Origin of the sequence: Streptomyces sp. NPDC050546 (assembly GCF_044457425.1) — a bacterium.
GTDB lineage: Bacteria > Actinomycetota > Actinomycetes > Streptomycetales > Streptomycetaceae > Streptomyces.
In genome coordinates this window covers 275,640-294,126 of record NZ_JBITGX010000005.1, presented here as the reverse complement: position 1 = coordinate 294,126, position 18,487 = coordinate 275,640, and the positions used below count along the sequence as shown (strand labels likewise).

Annotated in this window: 18 protein-coding genes and 1 tRNA gene; 12 read left to right on the top strand and 7 right to left on the bottom strand. The window is 70.9% G+C overall.

The genetic code is table 11. From position 1 onward, the window contains the following. The first annotated feature begins 25 nt into the window (after window positions 1-25). Both ACIBK5_RS15115 and ACIBK5_RS15110 read left to right on the top strand, forming a co-directional pair. Complete coding sequence (locus tag ACIBK5_RS15115; RefSeq protein ID WP_399019666.1) at window positions 26-2,620, top strand: phosphoribosyltransferase; 2,595 nt, start codon at window positions 26-28, stop codon at window positions 2,618-2,620. Continuing rightward, window positions 2,620-3,429 (top strand): HAD family hydrolase, encoded by an 810-nt coding sequence (locus tag ACIBK5_RS15110; protein WP_399019664.1) that lies wholly within the window; start codon window positions 2,620-2,622, stop codon window positions 3,427-3,429. Before ACIBK5_RS15115 ends, ACIBK5_RS15110 begins: the two co-directional genes overlap by 1 nt. On the opposite strand, the gene ACIBK5_RS15105 is transcribed toward ACIBK5_RS15110, so the two are convergent. Further along, window positions 3,350-4,138 (bottom strand): DedA family protein, encoded by a 789-nt coding sequence (locus ACIBK5_RS15105; protein ID WP_399019662.1) that lies wholly within the window; start codon window positions 4,136-4,138, stop codon window positions 3,350-3,352. The genes ACIBK5_RS15110 and ACIBK5_RS15105 overlap by 80 nt on opposite strands. Window positions 4,139-4,207: 69 nt before the next feature. Continuing rightward, window positions 4,208-4,429, bottom strand: coding sequence for a zinc ribbon domain-containing protein (locus ACIBK5_RS15100; protein WP_399019660.1), 222 nt, complete (start codon window positions 4,427-4,429; stop codon window positions 4,208-4,210). 140 nt (window positions 4,430-4,569) lie between these two features. Between ACIBK5_RS15100 and ACIBK5_RS15095 the strand changes: the two genes are divergently transcribed. The 3 genes from ACIBK5_RS15095 to ACIBK5_RS15085 all read left to right on the top strand — a co-directional run bounded on the left by ACIBK5_RS15095 (window position 4,570) and on the right by ACIBK5_RS15085 (window position 9,297). Further along, window positions 4,570-6,687 (top strand): transglycosylase domain-containing protein, encoded by a 2,118-nt coding sequence (locus tag ACIBK5_RS15095; protein ID WP_399019658.1) that lies wholly within the window; start codon window positions 4,570-4,572, stop codon window positions 6,685-6,687. A 57-nt stretch (window positions 6,688-6,744) separates the two neighbouring features. Continuing rightward, on the top strand, window positions 6,745-8,022 hold the full coding sequence (locus ACIBK5_RS15090; protein WP_399019656.1) for a hypothetical protein: 1,278 nt from the start codon (window positions 6,745-6,747) through the stop codon (window positions 8,020-8,022). Window positions 8,023-8,142: 120 nt separating this feature from the next. Then, window positions 8,143-9,297, top strand: coding sequence for an amidase domain-containing protein (locus ACIBK5_RS15085; RefSeq protein ID WP_399019654.1), 1,155 nt, complete (start codon window positions 8,143-8,145; stop codon window positions 9,295-9,297). Window positions 9,298-9,316: 19 nt separating this feature from the next. On the opposite strand, the gene ACIBK5_RS15080 is transcribed toward ACIBK5_RS15085, so the two are convergent. Both ACIBK5_RS15080 and ACIBK5_RS15075 read right to left on the bottom strand, forming a co-directional pair. Then, window positions 9,317-10,735, bottom strand: coding sequence for a hypothetical protein (locus ACIBK5_RS15080; RefSeq protein WP_399019652.1), 1,419 nt, complete (start codon window positions 10,733-10,735; stop codon window positions 9,317-9,319). 74 nt (window positions 10,736-10,809) lie between these two features. Then, the gene (locus ACIBK5_RS15075) at window positions 10,810-11,679 is read right to left on the bottom strand and encodes a DUF4097 family beta strand repeat-containing protein (protein ID WP_399019650.1); all 870 of its coding nucleotides are present in this window, start codon (window positions 11,677-11,679) and stop codon (window positions 10,810-10,812) included. A gap of 201 nt (window positions 11,680-11,880) precedes the next feature. Here ACIBK5_RS15075 and ACIBK5_RS15070 point away from each other — a divergent pair. Further along, a tRNA-Val gene (locus ACIBK5_RS15070) sits at window positions 11,881-11,952 on the top strand. Window positions 11,953-11,957: 5 nt separating this feature from the next. Here the strand turns inward: ACIBK5_RS15070 and ACIBK5_RS15065 are convergent. Together ACIBK5_RS15065 and ACIBK5_RS15060 are read right to left on the bottom strand one after the other, a co-directional pair. Beyond that, the gene (locus ACIBK5_RS15065) at window positions 11,958-13,067 is read right to left on the bottom strand and encodes a radical SAM protein (protein WP_399019648.1); all 1,110 of its coding nucleotides are present in this window, start codon (window positions 13,065-13,067) and stop codon (window positions 11,958-11,960) included. A 60-nt stretch (window positions 13,068-13,127) separates the two neighbouring features. Further along, window positions 13,128-13,667: a class IV adenylate cyclase gene (locus ACIBK5_RS15060; protein WP_399019646.1), complete on the bottom strand. Its 540-nt coding sequence runs from the start codon at window positions 13,665-13,667 to the stop codon at window positions 13,128-13,130. A gap of 192 nt (window positions 13,668-13,859) precedes the next feature. Here ACIBK5_RS15060 and ACIBK5_RS15055 point away from each other — a divergent pair, with 192 nt between their 5' ends. The 6 genes from ACIBK5_RS15055 (at window position 13,860) to ACIBK5_RS15030 (ending at window position 18,113) form a co-directional block, all read left to right on the top strand. Then, window positions 13,860-14,609 carry a DUF6879 family protein gene (locus tag ACIBK5_RS15055; RefSeq protein WP_399019643.1) on the top strand — a complete coding sequence of 250 codons (750 nt, stop codon included), beginning with the start codon at window positions 13,860-13,862 and terminating at the stop codon, window positions 14,607-14,609. Window positions 14,610-14,621: 12 nt separating this feature from the next. After that, complete coding sequence (locus ACIBK5_RS15050) at window positions 14,622-15,473, top strand: DUF5753 domain-containing protein (protein ID WP_399019641.1); 852 nt, start codon at window positions 14,622-14,624, stop codon at window positions 15,471-15,473. A gap of 335 nt (window positions 15,474-15,808) precedes the next feature. Then, entirely contained in the window at window positions 15,809-16,246 is a 438-nt protein-coding gene (locus ACIBK5_RS15045; protein ID WP_399019639.1) for a glutaredoxin domain-containing protein, read from the top strand. 90 nt (window positions 16,247-16,336) lie between these two features. Continuing rightward, window positions 16,337-16,876, top strand: coding sequence for a YrhB domain-containing protein (locus tag ACIBK5_RS15040; RefSeq protein WP_399019637.1), 540 nt, complete (start codon window positions 16,337-16,339; stop codon window positions 16,874-16,876). Beyond that, entirely contained in the window at window positions 16,761-17,357 is a 597-nt protein-coding gene (locus tag ACIBK5_RS15035) for a DUF6153 family protein (RefSeq protein WP_399019635.1), read from the top strand. Before ACIBK5_RS15040 ends, ACIBK5_RS15035 begins: the two co-directional genes overlap by 116 nt. 102 nt (window positions 17,358-17,459) lie before the next feature. Then, window positions 17,460-18,113: a DUF305 domain-containing protein gene (locus ACIBK5_RS15030; protein ID WP_399019633.1), complete on the top strand. Its 654-nt coding sequence runs from the start codon at window positions 17,460-17,462 to the stop codon at window positions 18,111-18,113. An 11-nt stretch (window positions 18,114-18,124) separates the two neighbouring features. Here ACIBK5_RS15030 and ACIBK5_RS15025 read toward each other — a convergent pair whose 3' ends face one another. Next, entirely contained in the window at window positions 18,125-18,478 is a 354-nt protein-coding gene (locus ACIBK5_RS15025; RefSeq protein WP_399019631.1) for a hypothetical protein, read from the bottom strand. Window positions 18,479-18,487: the final 9 nt, after the last annotated feature.

Here is an 18,487-nt window from a genome sequence, read left to right as displayed (position 1 = left end):
GGCATCCGAAGAATTCGAACGGTTGGTGGAGAAGGCAGTGAACGAGGGGGTGCACGGCGAGGTGCGCGAAGAACCCGGCGGCGTCTGGTCCGGCAGCTGGGTCGCGGAGCGGCTCGGCGTCGAGCTCGTCGGCGAGGACCGGCTGACCGAGCTGCTGGGGCTGGCGCTGCGGCGCAACCCCAAGCGGGCCCATCTGCTGGTGTCGAACGTGCTGGGCAAGCATGTGCCGCAGTCGCCGTCCGTCGTCTACGGCCAGGGCGTCGAGCTCGGCCGCCGGGTGCGGGAGCTGCTGGGCGACGAGGAGGCGGGCCGGGCGGTCGTGCTCGGCTACGCGGAGACCGCGACCGGCCTCGGCCACTCCGTCGCCGACGGGCTGGGCCTCGCCCCCTACCTGCACTCCACGCGCCGCCCCGTCGCCGGTATCGCGGCGGCCGGCGGCTTCGAGGAGGCCCACTCGCACGCGACCTCGCATCTGCTCCTGCCGCAGGACCCCGCGCTGCTGGCCGGGGACGGGCCGCTGGTCCTGGTCGACGACGAGTTCTCCACGGGGAACACGGTGCTGAACACCGTGCGGGATCTTCATGAGCGGTATCCGCGGCGGAGGTACGTCGTGGTGGCGCTGGTGGACATGCGGTCGGCGGATGACGCGGGGCGGCTGGAGGCGTTCGCGCGCGAGATCGGGGCGCGGGTGGACTTGGTGGCTGCGGCTTCGGGGACTGTGCGGCTGCCCGAGGGGGTGCTGGAGAAGGGGCAGGAGCTGGTGGCGCGGTACGAGTCCGAGAGCGGGGCGGAAGGTCGTGCTGCGGCTGCGGCGCCGTCGTGGCCGGTCGCGCAGTTCCCCGCGCCCCCAAACAACGGCGTCGCCGTCGAAGCCGACCAGGAGGTCACCCCCCTAGGGGCGCGGGGAACTGCGCGACCGGCCCCCACCGGCCGGCACTCGGCCGGCAACCGCATAGACCTGCACTGGCCCGCCAACCTGCCGGACGGCGCCCGGCACGGGTTCACCCCGGCCCATCGGGAAGAGCTGGAGGCCGCCCTGCCCGGCATGGCGGCCAGGATCGCCGACGCGCTGCCCGCAGACGCGCGCCGCGTGCACATCCTCGGCTTCGAGGAGCTGATGTACGCCCCGCTGAGGCTCGCCTGCGAGCTGGAGCGGACCGCCGGCGTCGAGGTCCGTTACTCGACCACCACCCGCTCACCCGTCCTGGCCGTCGACGACCCCGGCTACGCGATACGCACCCGCCTCGCCTTCCCCGCCCACGACGACCCCGCCGACGGGCCGGGCGAGCGGTACGCCTACAACGTCGCGGGCGCGGGCTTCGACGCCGTCGTCGTGGTGGTCGACTCGGCCGGGGACACCCCCGCGCTGCACGCGCCGGACGGTCTGCCGGCCCGGCTCGCCGCGCACACGCCGTGCGTCCTGCTCGCCGTCATACCGTCGTACGTCCCCGAAAGGCCCTCCATGCTGCCCGAGCCCCTGCGCGGCCCCGCGTTCTCCTCGTACGCGCCCGAGGAGGTCGGCTGGCTGCTCCGGGACCTCTCGGACGTGACACTGGAAGCGCCGACCGAGGAGCGCGAGGAGGCCATCCAGAGCGGCGGCGCGCACTACGCGGAGTCGCTGCCCGTGGAGTACCAGCCGAGCGAGCGGTACCAGGAGCTGTTCCACGCCGCGCTGGACGACTCGGCGGCCCGTATCGCCCAGGCGACCGGCGTGGTCACGGAGACGGTCCTCGCCGAACGGGGTCCCCGTCCCGTCCTGGTCTCCCTGGCCCGCGCGGGCACCCCCGTCGGCATCCTCATGCGCCGCTGGGCGCAGCACCGCCACGGCCTCGACCTGCCGCACTACGCCGTCTCGATCGTCCGGGGACGCGGCATCGACGCCAACGCGCTGCGCTGGCTCGCCGCGCACCACGACCCGCGGGACGTCGTCTTCGTCGACGGCTGGACCGGCAAGGGCGCGATCACCCGCGAACTCGCCCAGGCCCTGGAGGAGTTCGAGAAGTCCGACGGCATCACCGGCTTCAGCCCCGAGATCGCGGTCCTGGCCGACCCGGGCTCCTGTGTACGGACCTACGGCACCCGCGAGGACTTTCTCATCCCCTCCGCCTGCCTCAACTCCACCGTGTCCGGCCTGATCTCGCGGACCGTGCTGCGGGCGGACCTGGTCGGTCCGCACGACTTCCACGGCGCGAAGTTCTACCGCGAACTCGCCGGCACCGACGTCTCGGTGGCCTTCCTGGACGCCGTGTCCGACCGCTTCCCCGAGGTCGAGGACGCCGCCTGCGCCCAGGCCAAGGAACTGCTCGCCGCCGACCGCTCGCCCACCTGGGAGGGCTGGGCCGCCGTCGAACGCATCTGTGAGGAGTACGGCATCCACGACGTGAACCTCGTCAAGCCCGGTGTCGGCGAGACCACCCGGGTGCTGCTGCGCCGCGTGCCCTGGAAGATCCTGGCCCGTGCCGGAGCGGGCAGCGACCTCGACCATGTACGCCTGCTGGCCGAGCAACGCGGCGTGCCCGTCGAGGAGGCCGCCGAACTGCCCTACACCTGCGTCGGGTTGATCCACCCCAAGTACACCCGGGGCGCGACCGGCGCCGACGGCAAGGCGGTGTCGGTCTGATGCCCGCACTCGTCGCCAGCGACCTCGATCGCACCCTGATCTACTCCGCCGCCGCCCTGGCGCTGACCATGCCGGACGCCCGGGCGCCGCGGCTGCTGTGCGTGGAGGTGCACGAGAGCAAGCCGCTGTCGTACATGACGGAGACGGCGGCCCGGCTCCTCACCGAGCTGGGCGACGCGGCCGTGTTCGTGCCGACGACGACCCGGACGCGCAAGCAGTACCAGCGCATCAACCTGCCGGGCCCCGAGCCCACGTACGCGATCTGTGCCAACGGCGGCCACCTGCTGGTGGACGGGGTCTCCGACCCCGACTGGCACGCCCAGGTGACCGCACGGCTGGCCGACCAGTGCGCGCCCCTCGCCGAGGTGCAGGAACACCTGCTGAGGGCCGCCGACCCGGTCTGGGTGCGCAAGCACCGCGTCGCCGACGACCTCTTCGCCTACCTCGTCGTCGAGCGGGAACTGCTCGACGAGGACTGGGTGAAGGAACTCGCGGTGTGGGCCGAGAACCGCGGCTGGACCGTCTCCCTCCAGGGCCGCAAGATCTACGCGGTGCCCAAGCCGCTCACCAAGAGCGCGGCGCTGCGTGAGGTCGCCCGGCGGACGGGCGCCGATCTCACCCTCGCCGCGGGGGACTCCCTGCTCGACGCTGACCTGCTCCTCGCGGCGGACCAGGGCTGGCGGCCCGGGCACGGGGAGCTGGCCGACACCGGCTTCACGGCGCCGTCGATCAGGGTGCTTCCCGACCGGGGCGTCCTTGCCGGGGAGCGGATCCTGCGGGAGTTTCTGGAGGCGGTACGGGGCGCCTGAGGACTCGGGTGTCCTGGTCGTGGTGCGGGTGCGGCGCCGTCGTGGCCGTTCGCGCAGTTCCCCGCGCCCCTTGAGGGCGTGTTCCCTTGGGGCGTCGTAGGAGCCGTGCTCCGGCGAAGACCACCACCGCCAGCGCCGCCATGGCGAGGACCACCTTGGAGTAGGTGGAGACGATGTCCGTGACCTGGTGCCAGTTCGCGCCGAGGAAGTAGCCCGCGAGGACGAACACCGTGTTCCAGATCGCGCTGCCGAGCGTGGTCAGGCCCAGGAACACCGGCAGCCGCATGCGCTCGACGCCCGCCGGTACGGAGATCAGGCTGCGGAAGATCGGGATCATCCGGCCGAAGAACACGGCCTTGGTGCCGTGCTTCAGGAACCAGGCCTCCGTCTTCTCGATGTCCGAGACCTTCACCAGCGGCAGCCGGGCCGCGATCGCCACCGTCCGGTCACGGCCGAGCAGCGCACCGACCCCGTACAACGCGAGCGCGCCGATCACCGAGCCGGCCGTCGTCCACAGCAGGACGGCGAGCAGGCTCATCCGTCCGCTGCTCGCGGCGAACCCGGCGAGGGGCAGGATCACCTCGCTGGGCAGCGGCGGGAACAGGTTCTCCAGGGCGATGGCGAGACCGGCACCCGGTGCGCCCAGCGCGTCCATGAGGTCGTTGACCCACTGCGGTCCGGCGTCCGCGGCGGCTGCGATGGCTGTCATGCCGACCACGCTAGAAAACCGGACCTGAAGGTTTCCTGAGGAAGCTCACGGTCCGGGGCGTCGCCGGGGTCAGCCGCAGCAGCCCCCACCGCAGCAACCGCCACCGCCACCGCCCGCGCGGGGGGCCGGCGCCGGGGCGGAGGCCGAGCCGGCCACCGCGACCGTGGAGAGGAGCTTCACCGTGTCGTCGTGGCCCGAGGGGCACGCGGCGGGATCGGAGGACTCCGCCATGGGGCGGCTCAGTTCGAAGGTGTCGCCGCAGGTCCGGCAGCGGTACTCGTAGCGAGGCATGGGACCAGATTAATCGATCATTTCTGCCGTACCGGTGTGGAGGAGTTGTAAAGGCCGCTGGTAACTTTCCCGCGAGCACCACAGTAAGCGGGGAGGGTGACGCAGCCGTGACCAGGGCTGGGTGGGAACCGGAAGAGACCATGCAATTGAAGGCTCCCGCTTCCTTAAATGTGGAGAATGCGCAATATGCGCGCCGGTCGGGAAATTCGGAATCGGGTGGGAGCGGATCCGGCGGGAGCGGATCCGGCGGGCCGCGCCGTCGGCGCCGGGCCCCCCGGCGCACCCCCCTGTCCCGTCTCCGTGCTGCCGTGGGCCCCCTGCTGGCCCCGCTGGCCCGCGTCCGGCCCCGCTTCCCGCACGCCGACCGCACCGGCTGGCGTCGCTGGGCACCCTCCTGGCGGCAGTGGCTCGGTGCCGCGCTGACCCTCACCGGCCTGGCCGTCGGCTTCCTGGGAGTCGCCTATGCCGCCACCGACATCCCGGAGAACCTCAACTCGTACGCCACCCAGCAGGACAACGTCTACTACTGGTCCGACGGGACACCCATGGCACGCACCGGCTGGGTGCGGCGGCAGGCGATGCCGCTGAAGGACATACCCGAGGACGTCCGCGACGCGGTGCTCGCGGCGGAGAACGCGAGCTTCTACAGCGACCCCGGCATCTCCCTCAGCGGCCTCACCCGCGCCCTGTGGCGCACCGTCGGCCAGGGAGACACCCAGGGCGGCTCCACCATCACCCAGCAGTACGTCAAGAACGTCTATCTCAACCAGGACCGCTCCGTCGGCCGCAAGTTCACCGAGGCCATGCTCGCCCTCAAGCTCGACAACGGGATGAGCAAGGACGACATCCTCGAGGGCTACCTCAACACCAGCTGGTTCGGCCGGGGCACCTACGGCATCCAGCGCGCCGCCCAGGCCTACTACGGCAAGGACGTCGGCGAACTCGACGCAGGCGAGGCCGCCTTCCTCGCCTCCCTCCTCAAGGGGGCGGGGCTCTACGACCCGGCCCTGAGCGAGGCCAACCACGCCCGGGCGGTGGAGCGCTGGTCCTGGACCCTCGACCGCATGGTCGAGGTCGGCACGCTGTCGAGGTCCGAGCGGGCCGAGTACAAGGAGTTCCCCGAGCCGCTGAAGCGGGCGCCCGGGTTCGACACCGGCAAGCAGAGCGACTACCTCGTGGAACTGGCCGCCCAGTACGCGAAGAAGGCCGCGCACCTCTCGGCCAAGGAGTTCGACCTCGGCGGCTACCAGATCTACACGACCTTCGACCGCAAGCAGGAGACCGCGCTCACCGGCGCCGTGGACAGAGCCCGCAAGCAGGCACGGAAGGACGACGCGGCCAAGGCCAAGGCCCTGCACTTCGGCGCCGCTTCGGTGGCCACCGACGGGCGGATCCTCGCCGTCCACGGCGGCCCCGACCACCGCACACAGGGCTACAACGAGTCGAACGCGACCACCGTGCCCGCCGGTTCGGCCTTCCTGCCGTTCGTCTACGCCGCCGCCCTGGAGAACGGGGTGCGCAAGACCCGTGACGGCGCCGTGGCCGAGGTCACCCCGCAGACGCTGTACGACGGGGACGACGGCATCGCCGTCACGACACCCGAGGGCCCCTACTGGGATCGCGGCGGCAAGAAGGTCACCTCCCGCAACGACGGCGGGAAGTCCTACGGGCGGATCAGTCTGAGCCGGGCGCTCGCCCTGTCGGTGAACACGCCGTTCATGCAGCTCGGCATGGACACCGGCCTGGACGAGGTGCGGGCGACCGCCCAGCGGGCAGGCCTGCTCTCCTCCAGCTTCGGCCCGCAGGTGCCCGCGATGTCCCTGGGCAGCGCCACGCCCAGCGCGATCCGCATGGCGAGCGGCTACGCCACGTTCGCCGCCGCCGGCACGCACGTCGAGCCGTACTCGGTGGCCCGGATCACCCGCAACGGCTCCGAGGCCACGCTGGCGAAGCCCGCCTCCCGCCGTGCGGTCGGGGCGGGGGTGGCCGAGGCGGTCCAGTCCGCCCTCACGGACGCCTTCCGCACCGCCCGACCCGGGGCGGGCGCCACCGCCACGGTGGCCGGGAAGGCCGGCACCTCGCAGGACGACACCGCGGCCTGGTACGTCGGTACGGCCGACTCCGTGTCGACGGCCGTCGTGGCCTATCGCATCGACCTCACCAAGAGCCTCGAACCACTGCCGCTGGACGGGATCGCGGGCTCTCCCGGTGACAGCGTCCCGTACCGCATCTGGTCCGGTGCCCGGGGCATCGGCTGACCCCCGCGCCCGGCACCACCGCAACACCCCCCACCCCCCTCGCAGAATGAGCCGCGCATGAAGCAGCCGTCCGGCCGCCGCCGTCGACCTCGCGCACCCCGCCGCGCCACACCCCCCGGGATACTGACCCTGGCGGCCCTGCTCGTCGTCGCGTCCCTGGTCGCGGGCTATCTGGCCCTGAACCGCTCGGACACCACCACCCCGACCGCCGCCTCCGGGACCCGCACGGGGCCCTCCGCCCAACCGGACCGGGAACCCCCGTGGGACGGCAGGACGAAGGTCCTGGGGGACGGCTCCACCTCCTACACCGGCCCGCAGAAGGGGCAGTTGAAGCCGGTGCCGCTCAAACCGGGCGAGAAGCCGCCCCAGTTCGTGGTCTTCTCCTGGGACGGCGCGCTCCAGGGCGACGACGGGCTCTTCTCGCACTACCGGGAGCTGGCCGCGGAGTACGACGCCCACATGACCTTCTTCCTCACCGGCATCTACCTGGTGCCCAAGAGCAAGAAGAGCCTCTACTCCCCGCCCCAGCACGCGAAGGGCTCGGCGGCGATCAGCTTCGCCACCGACGAGCACATCCGCACCACGCTGGAGCAGCTCGGCAAGGCGTGGCAGGGCGGGAACGAGATCGGCACCCACTTCAACGGCCACTTCTGCGGCGACAAGGGCGGCGGCGACTGGAGCGTCGCGGAGTGGAAGAGCGAGATCGACCAGTTCTACGGCTTCGTCGAGAAGTGGAAGACCAACACCGGCTTCCAGGACGTGGACCCGCTGCCGTTCGACATCAGGAAGGAGGTCACCGGCGGCCGCGCCCCCTGCCTGGAGGGCCAGAAGAACCTGCTGAAGGCCGCCGAGAACTACAAGTGGCGCTACGACGCCAGCTCCGCGGGCGACTTCCAGATATGGCCCGTCAAGAAGAACGGCATCTGGGACTTCCCGCTGCAGATGCTCCCGTACGAGGGCGGCAAGTACCAGGGCCTCTCGATGGACTTCAACTTCCTCTACAACCAGTCCGAGGGCCAGACCGAGGGCGACCCGGCGAAGTACCCCGAGTGGGAACAGGAGACCGTCGCCTCCTACATGTCCGGCTTCAACCGCGTGTACTACGGCAGCCGCGCCCCGCTGTTCATCGGCAACCACTTCGAGGACTGGAACGGCGGCATCTACATGCGGGCCGTCGACCGGGTCATCAGGGACGTGTGCACGAAGAAGGACGTCAAGTGCGTGTCCTTCAGGGAGCTGGCCGACTGGCTCGACGCGCAGAAGCCCGGGACGCTCCAGCGGCTGCGCGGCCTGGACCCGGCGCAGTCGCCCGACTGGTCGACCGTCGTGAAGTGAGTCGTGAAGTAACAGGGGCAACCCTCTTCACAACAGCCACACACTTCATGCAAAGATCTCCTACCTCGGCAACCCTTGGCCGGGGCAAGAGGGGAAAACACACCAGTGAAATCAAGGAAGTTGAACGGGACGCGGCGCCGCGCCACGATACTCGGGGCGGCCGCGACCTCGGTCGTCGCCGGAGTCGCCCTGCTGCCCAACTGGAGCGCCGGCGCGGCGGTCCTCGACGACCCGACGGTGGACGCGCGGACCAAGGCCACCTTCCAGCGGCTGGCGGACGCGGTCTTCACCGACCGCACCAACGCCCTCGTCGACGGCGGACAGACCGGCCCGGACAAGCCGCTGACCGACGGCTTCTCCGGCGACGTCACCCTGTCCTCCGGCACGGCCCGCTCCGAGGACGCCACACGGTCCGCGCTGGGACAGCGCAAGGAGCGGCTGGCGCGGGCCGGTGAGACGTACCGCAAGGCCGGCACCACCGTCACCCTGGACGCCACGCGGGTGACGGGCCGTACGGCCAAGGCGACGGTCACCGAGACCACGACCCTGACCTATGCGGGGGCCCGTGGCGACGCGCCGACGACCACCGGCTTCCAGTCCCGGCACGAGCTGACCTTCAAGGCCGACCGGCAGGGCGACTGGCGGCTGACCGGCATCCGCGACACCGGCCAGGGCGGCCTCGCGGTGAACACGCTCTCCAAGCCGGCCCCCGTCAAGGCGACCGCAGCCGCCGACACCATGCCGAACGCCCCGCGAGCGGCGACCACCCGCAACCCGGCCGCGGTCCCGAAGACCGGCACGACGTACGACTACAAGGCCATGGCGGCCTACGCCGAGAAGCACTGGAAGGTCTACAACAAGGACTACCCGGACTTCAGCGGCCGCGGCGCCGGCGGCGACTGCACCAACTTCGTCAGCCAGTCCCTGAAGGCGGGCGGCTGGAAGCACGCCCCCGGCTATGTGTACGACTACACCAAGTGGTTCGGCAACGCCGAGATCCAGTCGCACTCGTTCGTCGGCGTCAACGAGTGGTCCTGGTTCGCCCAGAACTCCAAGCGGACCAAGCCGCTCGCCAACGTCTACCAGCTCGAGGTCGGTGACGTCCTCCAGATGGACTTCGACCGGGACGGGTCCAAGGACCACACGATGATCGTCACGTCCAAGAGCGGCGGTGTGCCCTACCTGACCTACCACTCCACCAACACCCTCCGCAGGTCGGTGGCGAGCCTCGTCGCGTCGGACCCGAACGCGTACTACTACGCCTACCGCACCTGAGACCGGGCGGGGGCCGGGCTCAGTGTCCGGCCCCTCGCTCCTCGCGGATCCCGTCGACCACCCGGGCCACCGTCCGCCGGATCCCCTCCGTCTCCATGAGGAAGTGCCAGTAGTCGGGGTGCCGGCCCTCCAGGCCTGTGATCGCACGATCCAGACGGGACACGGCGTCGTCCAGGGGGCGGGCGTGCTGCGGGTCAGGGGTGTTGCGGCCGGCCATGGCGAGGCGCTGGGCGTCGCGGATGGCGAAGCGGGTGCGCTCGATCTCCTGCTGGGGGTCCTTCTGCACCGCGTTCAGACGGTGCAGGCGGTCTCCTGCGGCCGAGACCGCCTCGTCGGTGCTGTTCAGCAGGGCCCGTACGGTCGACAGCAGGGCCGTCGCGTCGGCCCAGCGCTGCTCGGCACGGGCGGACCGGGCCTCGGCCAGCTTGGTCTCGGCCTGACGGACGTGCTCGGCGGCGTCGTCGGGGACGCGCTGGAGGTCCTGCCAGCAGGCCGCGGTGAAGCGGCGGCGCAGTTCGCTCAGGATCGGGTCCACCTGCTCGGAGCGGGTGGTGAGCGCCTGGGCACGGGTGCGCAGGGAGACGAGCCGGTGGTCGATCTCGGCGGCGCGGTCCGGCAGCCGCTCGGCCTCCACGCGGATCGCCTCGGCCTCGCGGGTGACCCGCTCGGCCCGCTCCAGGGTCTCCGGCACGCCGTGCCGGCCGGCGCCCTGGTTCAGCTTGGTCAGCTCCGGGGAGAGAGCGGCGAGCCGGGCGGCGAGGTCGTCCGCCTTCAGGTTCGACGCTCGCACGGAGTCGAGGGCGTTGGAGGCGCCGAGCAGGGCCTGGCGGGCCCGCTCGACGGCGGGTGCCAGGCGGGCGAGCTGGGTCTCGGCCTTGCCGAGCAGGGGGCCGAGGCCGTCGGCGAACCGGTCCAGCTCCTGCTTGACCCGGCCCAGCTCCTCCTTGGCGGCGGTCAGCTCGCCCCGGGCACGGGAGGCGACCGAGGCCTCCAGGTCGTCGCGGTCGAGGTCGTGGGCGTCGACGGCGTTGATGTACCGGTGGCTGACCTCGTCGATACGGCTGCCCAGGGCACCGAAATCAGCGACGGCGCGCCGGGCGGCGGGGGAGTCGTCGACCGCGTTGATCGTCTCTATCGAGATGCGCAGGTCGCGCTGGGCCGTGTCCAGCTCGTAGAAGGCGGCGGCCGCTGCGTCCTTCGCGGCCTGGGCCTCGGCCCGCTGGTTCTCGGCACGGCCGCCGAACCAGCGCCGGGTGCCCCCGCCCGCGAAGGCGGCGGGCAGTGCCAGCGCGGCCACCAGCGGCAGCGCCATCAGGGTGAGCGCGTCCCGCAGCGGACGGCCCGGGGTGCGGGGACGGGGGCGGCGGGGAACGGGGTGGCGCGGGCTCTGTGCGCGCGGCACCGACGGCGAGTACGGCTGCCCTGGTGTCGCCGTCACATCCCTCTCCCGTGCTGTTGTCCGCCCTGCCCGGTGTCATTCTCCCACCGGTTAAGGACGAACACACGGGCCGGTTAGTTCGCTGTCCGGACCGTCACTTTGCCGTCGCCGGTGCGGGCGGACACCACGTGAGCGCTGCTCTCGTCGCGGGGCACGGACACGTCCACGCCGCCGTCGCCGGTCTCGGTGGTCACGCGGTAGGTCGCCTCGGGCAGCGCGATGGTCACGGAACCGTCGCCGCTGCGGGACTCCACGCGGTCCGGAACGACGCCCAGCTCCAGACGGGCCGAGCCGTCGCCGGTGTGGGTGCGTACGTCGCGGGAGGAGACGTCCGCCCGGATGGATCCGTCGCCGGTGCGCAGCTCCAGGGGCGCGGTGGTGTCGGTGACGCGGACGGATCCGTCGCCCGTACGAATGCTCAGGGGGTCCCGGAACCCCCGGGCGCGCACGCTGCCGTCGCCCTCCCGGACCTTCACGGTGACGCCCCGGGGCACCTCGATACGGTGCTTCGCCGCGCAGTCGGCCACGACGCCGGAGCACTTCAGCCGCAGCACCAGCCGGTCGTCCCGCATCGACCAGGTGACCTCGGGCTCGTTGCCGACGACGACCGAGCCCTGGAACCACCGGGTGACCTCGATCCTGCCCGCCGGGTTCTCGTCGGCGGCGACGATCTCCAGGGCCGAGTCGTCGGAGTCGACGGTCAGGGTGCGCCCCTGGAGGCCGAAGGACCGCTGCTCGGGCTCGGTGTCGTCCCCGGCGGACGCCCCGCAGGCACTGAGCCCGCCGACGAGAACGGCCACGGCACCGGCGAGGGCGATCGCGCGGGCGGCAGCGGTGCGGGTGGTGCGCGTGGTGCGGCTGGTGCCGGTGGTACGGATGGTGCCGGTGCCGGTGCCGGTGCCGGTGCCGCTGCCGGTGCCGGTGGTACGGATGGTGCTGGCCATGACGATCTCCCCCTGGGCGGACGACGGGCGCTCCCCGAGCGCTCTACGACCGTATGGATCCGGGGCCCGCAGAGGGATCCGGGCCACTCCCGGATCCGGAGGGGGGATAACCCCCGGCCCGCCCCACGGCAACAGGATTGCCGGTCCGCGCCCCGGGCAATGTAGGCTGTCGACTCGTCCTGGGCGCGTGGCCCGGGAGCCGGGTGCGTAGCTCAGGGGTAGAGCGCCTGCCTTACAAGCAGGATGTCGGCGGTTCGAAACCGTCCGCGCCCACGTAACTAAGTAGCAGGCCAGAGGCCCTCCGACCGCGAGTCGGGGGGCCTTTCGCCGGTCGCTGCCGTCGAGGCGTGCAGCCGGGTCAGTCGTGCTGCCTCGTCGTCGCGGAAGGTCGCTACCTCGTGGCAGCGCCGGCTCATCACGAACTCGCCGAGCGGCAGGCAGAGGTCCATGCGCTGGATGCAGACGCCGACCATGAACGGGCCGTCCGTAGCGCGGTACAACCGGACGCCGTAGTACCCCTCCTGGCAGTCGTCCGGGTTGTTGAACCGGCAGTCGGCGCAGGTTTTGGGCAGGCGCACGGGCCGGATGCTCTTCGCGTACAGCGTGTGCCCGTCCGGCAGGCCGTACCGCACCCGCTGGTCGGACGCCCCGGCCGTGATGATGCGGCGGACCGGTACGGCGCCCAGGTGGTTGACGACCTCCCGCATGGCGGCCAGAGAGGCGCCCCCGTCCTCCAGCGACACGAGCATCCTGACCACTACGGAGCGGCTGTGCCGTTCGATGATGCGGAGCACGCGGTCGACGTGGTCACGGCCGGGGATCACGATGTTGGCGGAGACCTTGACGCCGTGCGCGGTCGCGCTCTCGATCGTCGCGTAGAGAGCAGCCAGCTTGCGCTCAGCGAGCTTCGGTGAGGCGAGACGCGGAGCCTGCACGGCGGCCAGCTCGGCCGGGGTGGTGCCGAACACGGACAGATTGATGCGGTCGAGGCCGGCTGCCGCCGCGGCGGGCAGGACCGCGGCGCCGTTCTCGCCGTTCGAGGTGAGCCCGACCGTGAGTCCGAGGCGCCGGGCGATGGCGATCAGGCCGGGCAGGTCGGGGTGCAGCGTCGGCTCGCCACCGGTGAAGTGCACTTCATTCGTCGGCAGGCTGCCGCGCACGGCGGCAAGGGCCAGGGCGAAGTCGGAGTCGGCGGCGATCCGGCCGGGCAGGAAGTCGGCGCCGTTGGTGCGGAGATAGATGGAGACGCGTCCGGTGCGGCCCGGTGCGGCGACGGGTGTTCCCTCGTTGTGGCAGAACGAACAGGCGAGACCGCACGCGTCGATGATCTTCACGCGCAGGGTACGGTCCGGTTTCACTTCCACCGGCACGTCGCTCAGGTCGTGCATGGTGCCCCCTCTCCGGTGCCGGCCAGGGCGCGGTGCTCCGGCCGGAGCAGCAGGCGCCGCCTACTCGAAGCGCAGATCGGCGATGGAATCCAGGTCGATGCCGTACAGGCCGTAGACCTTCGTGGTGTTGATCGATGTGAGCTGGTCGCGGTCGATGCCCAGCGCGGCAGCGGCAGTCCACACCTGCGCTTCGTCGTCTGCCTCGATCTCCAGGTACGGCCGGATGCGCGGCCATTCGTCGAGCTCGAGGCGGACAGCGCCGAGGGTGTACGAGGTGCGCCGGTTCTCCTGGTAGCTGCGCGGCGTCAGGCCGGTGAGCCGCAGCAGCGCGGCGGCTTCCTCGAAGCTGTCGACGGTTACCTCGGTCTCGTGGGTCCCGTCGACGGCGTCCGTGGTGATCTGCTTCACGCACAGGGTGACGTCGGTTCCGGTGTCGCGCAGCCGCACCCAACGGCCGGGGACGGCCGGGACGGTGTCGTACACGTACCGCCGCATGAGGCGGGTTCCAGTGGTGCAGGTGCCGCCCGCGTCTGTGATGAGCCGTTCGATCTTCGCGGGGTCGACGTCGAGGGCCTTCACTTCGAACTCAATGCCTGCCATGGGTCTCCGATCGCCGGTCGCTGCTGTTGTCTCAACGACCGTGCAGCGCAGGAGCCTCGCCGCTCAGTCCTGCGCGGGTGCTTCGGCCATGAACAGGACGGTAGGGAGGCGGTGTTGACACTCTTTGTACGAGGCCTGGAGCCCGGTGATGCTGAAGGCGACACGACTCGACCCGGCACGAGGGAGACGCCCATGGCGCGACGGCTGCGACTCAACGGCACAGACAGCAAGAACGGCGGGTGCCCAGCAGTGCACGAGGACCTCGACAGCGGAGAGATCATCGTCCAGGGCCGGCCCCTCACCGACCCTGCGGACCTGCGGCAGTTGCAGCACTTCGGACCGGACGACGCCGCGGTGGCCGTCCCCCGCGAGTTGCTCGTCAACCACGGCCCGAAGGAGATGGACCGCGTGCCCGAGCTGATCGGTCTCGAGGAGTTCGGCCGGCTGTTCCATCACTTCGAGCACTCGGCGTGGCACCTGGAGACCCGGAGCGGCTACGCCTCCGACCGAGAAGACGAGGGGTATGCCGAGTTCCTTGCCACCGGCCGGTCCTCGATGGACCTCGACAGCGACTGGTGCCAGAACATCCACCGGCAGACACAAGCCGGCAAGTACGTCGGTCGCGTGCGTGTCGTGGACGACCCGCCGACCGAAGGCCAGCGGTTCCTTCTCTCTTACGCCCGCTGCAACGCGGCCACCGGAGAAGACGCGCGCAACATCTGGAGGGAGGACGCGGAGCGGGTGCAGCTGCCCGCCGAGGACTTCTGGCTCTTCGACAGCCGTCTCGTGGCGATCCTCCGCTTCGACGACGACGATGTCTTCCACGACGTCGAGATCATCACTGAGCCCGCCGAGGTGCTGCGGTACTGCCAGGTGCGCGAGGCCGCGGTCCACGCGTCCGTGCCGTACGACCAGTTCGCGGCTCAGCTCGGCACGAAGTAGCAGCCCCCGCCGGTGAGCACGGACTACCAGCAGGCCCGGGAGGCCCTCGGCCGTCGGCTGAGGGAACTACGCCTGTCCGCTCCTGGGGGCCGTCTCACCGGCACCGTGCTTGCCGAGCGGCTCGGCTGGCCGCACTCCAAGGTCTACAAGCTGGAGGGCGGCCGGCAGACCGCCACGAGCGAGGATCTCCGTGCCTGGAGCCACGCCGTCGGGCAGCCCGACGTGGTGGGTGAACTGGACGCCCGCCTCAAGGGCTTCGAGTCTCACATCCGGTCGTGGCGCCGCCAGCTCGCCGCCGGGCACCGGCCCGTACAGGACACCTGGAACGTCGCTGTCGACCGATCCCGTGTCATCCGCGCGTGGGAAGAGGCCGTCGTCCCGGGCATGCTTCAGACCGCCGACTACGCCCGGCACATCTTCCTGCGGTACGCCGACCTGCAAGGCACGGTGCGGGACACGGAGGAGGCCGTTCGCTCCCGGATGGAGCGGCAGAGGTGGCTGTACCACGGCGGGCGGCGGTTCCACGCGCTCGTGTGGGAGGCCGCGCTGCACGCGCTCGTCTGCCCGCCGTCTGTCCTCGCTGCGCAGCTGGACCGTCTGGCGGGCCAGGTCGGAATGGACACGATCGAACTCGGGATCATCCCCCTCGGCGCATCCTTGCGGATCCCCACCGCGAACGGGTTCTGGATCCTCGACGACAGCCTCGTCATCGCCGAGGACTGGCACGCCGAGCTGTGGCTCGACGACGATGAGTCGGTGGCCTCCTACCGACGCGTGTGGGACACCTTGAGCGAGTCCGCCGTCTACGGCGCAGGCGCACAGAACGTGATCGGCCGGGTCCGCCAAGGGCTGCACACGTGCTGAGTCCAGGCACGAGGAAGGCCCCCTCCCGCGCGAAGGCGACAGCGAGAGGGCCAAGAAGCTCAGGGATACTGGCGGCGGCTCGGGCCCAGCCCCCACCACGAGCGGGCCAGGCGGACCAGGACCCAAATCTGCGCTTCCCTCCCAGCCGAGCCACAGCTGTGGTTGGCCTGTGCTTCAGTTCCTTCTCGTGGTCAGGCCTTGCAGAAGCGCCGCGTCAGGGCGCAGCCAGTGGCTGACATCGACCGAGCAGACGAAGGCCGTCTCAACGTCCCCCGAATGCACAGGTGGGCGGCCTGGGCGAGGCCCTTTTCGACTCATCGATAGCCTTCGTCTTCATGACCCGCGCTTGGACCTTGCCGATGCTGCTGGTGCTCTGCGGCTCAGCCCTCGCGACTGGGCTCACCCTCAGGGGGACCCCCGGCGCAGCGGCAGCCATCCTGCTGGTCTTTGTGCTGCTCGCATGCGTGAACTCACCTCTGATCTTCCCGAGGTCGGTCGGCACGCTGGAAGCACAACGCCGCAGCGCCGTGGACGGCCGACCGGTCGTCTTCTGGCGGCCAGGCTGCAAATACTGCATCCGACTGCGCATCCGGCTGGGCCGTAGCGCCCAACACGTGCACTGGGTCAACATCTGGCGCGACCCGGCCGGAGCCGCAGCGGTGAGGGCGGCCAACGACGGCAACGAGACCGTGCCGACCGTCATCGTGACGGGCCGGCCGCACACCAACCCCGATCCTGCATGGGTGCGCGAGCAACTCTTCCGTTCCACGTGATCAGGACGCGGTCGAGGTCAAACGGCAAGCTTAGGCCGCGTTGGAGATCTCGATCGAGGACCGGATGAGCCGTGGTGAAGGATGAGCAGCGTGGTTACCAAGGAGCGCGCCGTGCAGCTGGTCAAAGCCCTGCTGTCGAGACAGCGGCAGGAGTCACCATGGATGGCACGACTACCCGAGCTAGCAGTCTGCGACGTAAAGGAGCACGCTCTCGGGTGGCTGGTCGTCTGGCAATCGGTGGAGTACATCCGCAGCCGCGACATTGGGAAGATGTTGGTGGGCCACGGGCCCTACCTTGTGGACCGGCAGGACGGGAGTATCCACCACATCCCTGCCACCACATACGTAGCCGGTGTCTGGGAAGATCTCTACCTCCAGCAGATCAGGGGGGGCCGGCCGCCCGACCCGCTGATCGCGGCCGTTGAGGCGCTCGTGCACTCCGAGGGGACCATGGCCGCGATGCGCCACCTGCGGAAGCAGGCCCCGCTGTTGGGGCTGCAGCAGGCGAAGGCTTATGTCACGGCTGTCCGAGACGGAGACGAGCCGCCGGAGGAACTGGTCGACCTCACCCGGCCGCCGGAGACGTGCCCTCCGCTGCGCATCAGCACCCTGGCCGGCCCGGTCCAGTAGCGGTCCGCGCACACATGGGCATCGAAAAACGCCCCGGGCCGATATCGGCCCGGGGCGTTTCTCTACGATGGTCACCGTGAACAGCCCCGTCCAGCGTGCCCCGCGGTCAGTCGTCCGGCGGTGGCGTGTGCTGTGTGTGCTGGGGCTGTTGGTGGGGTTGCTGGGGATGCACGGGCTGGCGCCCGGGGGTGCTGTCCCGGAGGGGGCGCACGGGCAGGAGGCGCACTCACACCAGAGTCACGCGGCGCAGGCCCACTCCCAGGGCATGTCGTACGGGCACTGCGGTGGCGGGTCCGTTCAGCATGCCGACGCGACTTGTGCGTCGGGTGCCTTGAGCGGTGGGCCGGTGTTGCCCCAGCTGGTTCCCGATCCGGTCCCCGCGGGCGTGCGGGAGGGCGTCGTACGGGTGTCGGCGGTCGCGGAGGCGGATGGTGCGCGTGCCCCGCCTTCCCTCGCCGAACTCCAGCTTCTGCGGATCTAGACACCGCGCCCGCATCGCGCCGGGGGCCGACGCCCTTGCCGGTGTGGTGCGTCGACGTGTCCGGAATCCCCTTTCCCTCCTTGCAGAAGCAGGAGTTCACGCATGAGCAGCACGAACAGCACGAACAGCATGAGCAGCACGAACAGCACGAGCAGGACGTACAGCATCCGTACCCTGGCGCGCCGGGGCGCGCTCGTGGTGGCGGCCGGCGCCGCGGCGTTCGTCCTCGCCGCGTGCGGCGGTGACAGCGGCGGCGATGACGGCGGCGGCGCCGCGCACAACGCCCAGGACGTGTCCTTCGCGCAGGGCATGATCCCGCACCACCGGCAGGCGCTGGAGATGGCGCGGCTGGCCGAGGACCGGGCCACCTCCGGTGCGGTCAAGGACCTCGCGGCGCAGATCGAGAAGGCGCAGGACCCGGAGATCAAGACCATGACCGGCTGGCTGAAGGCCTGGGGCGAGGACGCCCCCGGGTCCGGCAAGGGCATGGACCACTCGGCCTCCGGCCACTCCGGCATGCCCGGGATGATGGGCGGTGAGGACATGGCCGGCCTGGAGAAGCTAACGGGCAAGGCCTTCGACACGCAGTTCCTGACCCTGATGGTCGAGCATCACGAGGGTGCCGTGGAGATGGCCACCGTAGAGAAGAGCAAGGGCCGTTACGGACCCGCCACCGCCATGGCCGGTGACATCGTCACCGCGCAGAACGCCGAGATCGGCCAGATGAACAAGCTCCTGGGCAAGAACCGAGGCTGACGCCCCCGCGGCTACGAGGCTCCGTCGGTCTCCTCCGGCGGAGCCTCGTGCGCGTGCTTCAGCTGGGAACGGGCCGTCACCCGCTCGGAGCCGGTGAGTTCGGACCAGTAGCGGTGGGTGCTGACGAACACCGCCAGCTCGTGCTCCCGCCGCCGGAGCTTCTCCACCTCGGCCTGTTCGTCGGCGCTCCAGCCGGGGGAGGCGGGGCGTTCGACCTTGCGCCAGCCGTTGTCGTCGCTGAAGCCGTCCACCGGCTCCACCGACCAGGGCAGCCGCTTCAGCAGGACCGACAGCTCGGCCCGGACCTGATGGAGTTCCTCCTGACCGGCGAGGAGGTCACTCGGAAAGTCATAGGTCGTAGCCACGCCCCAATG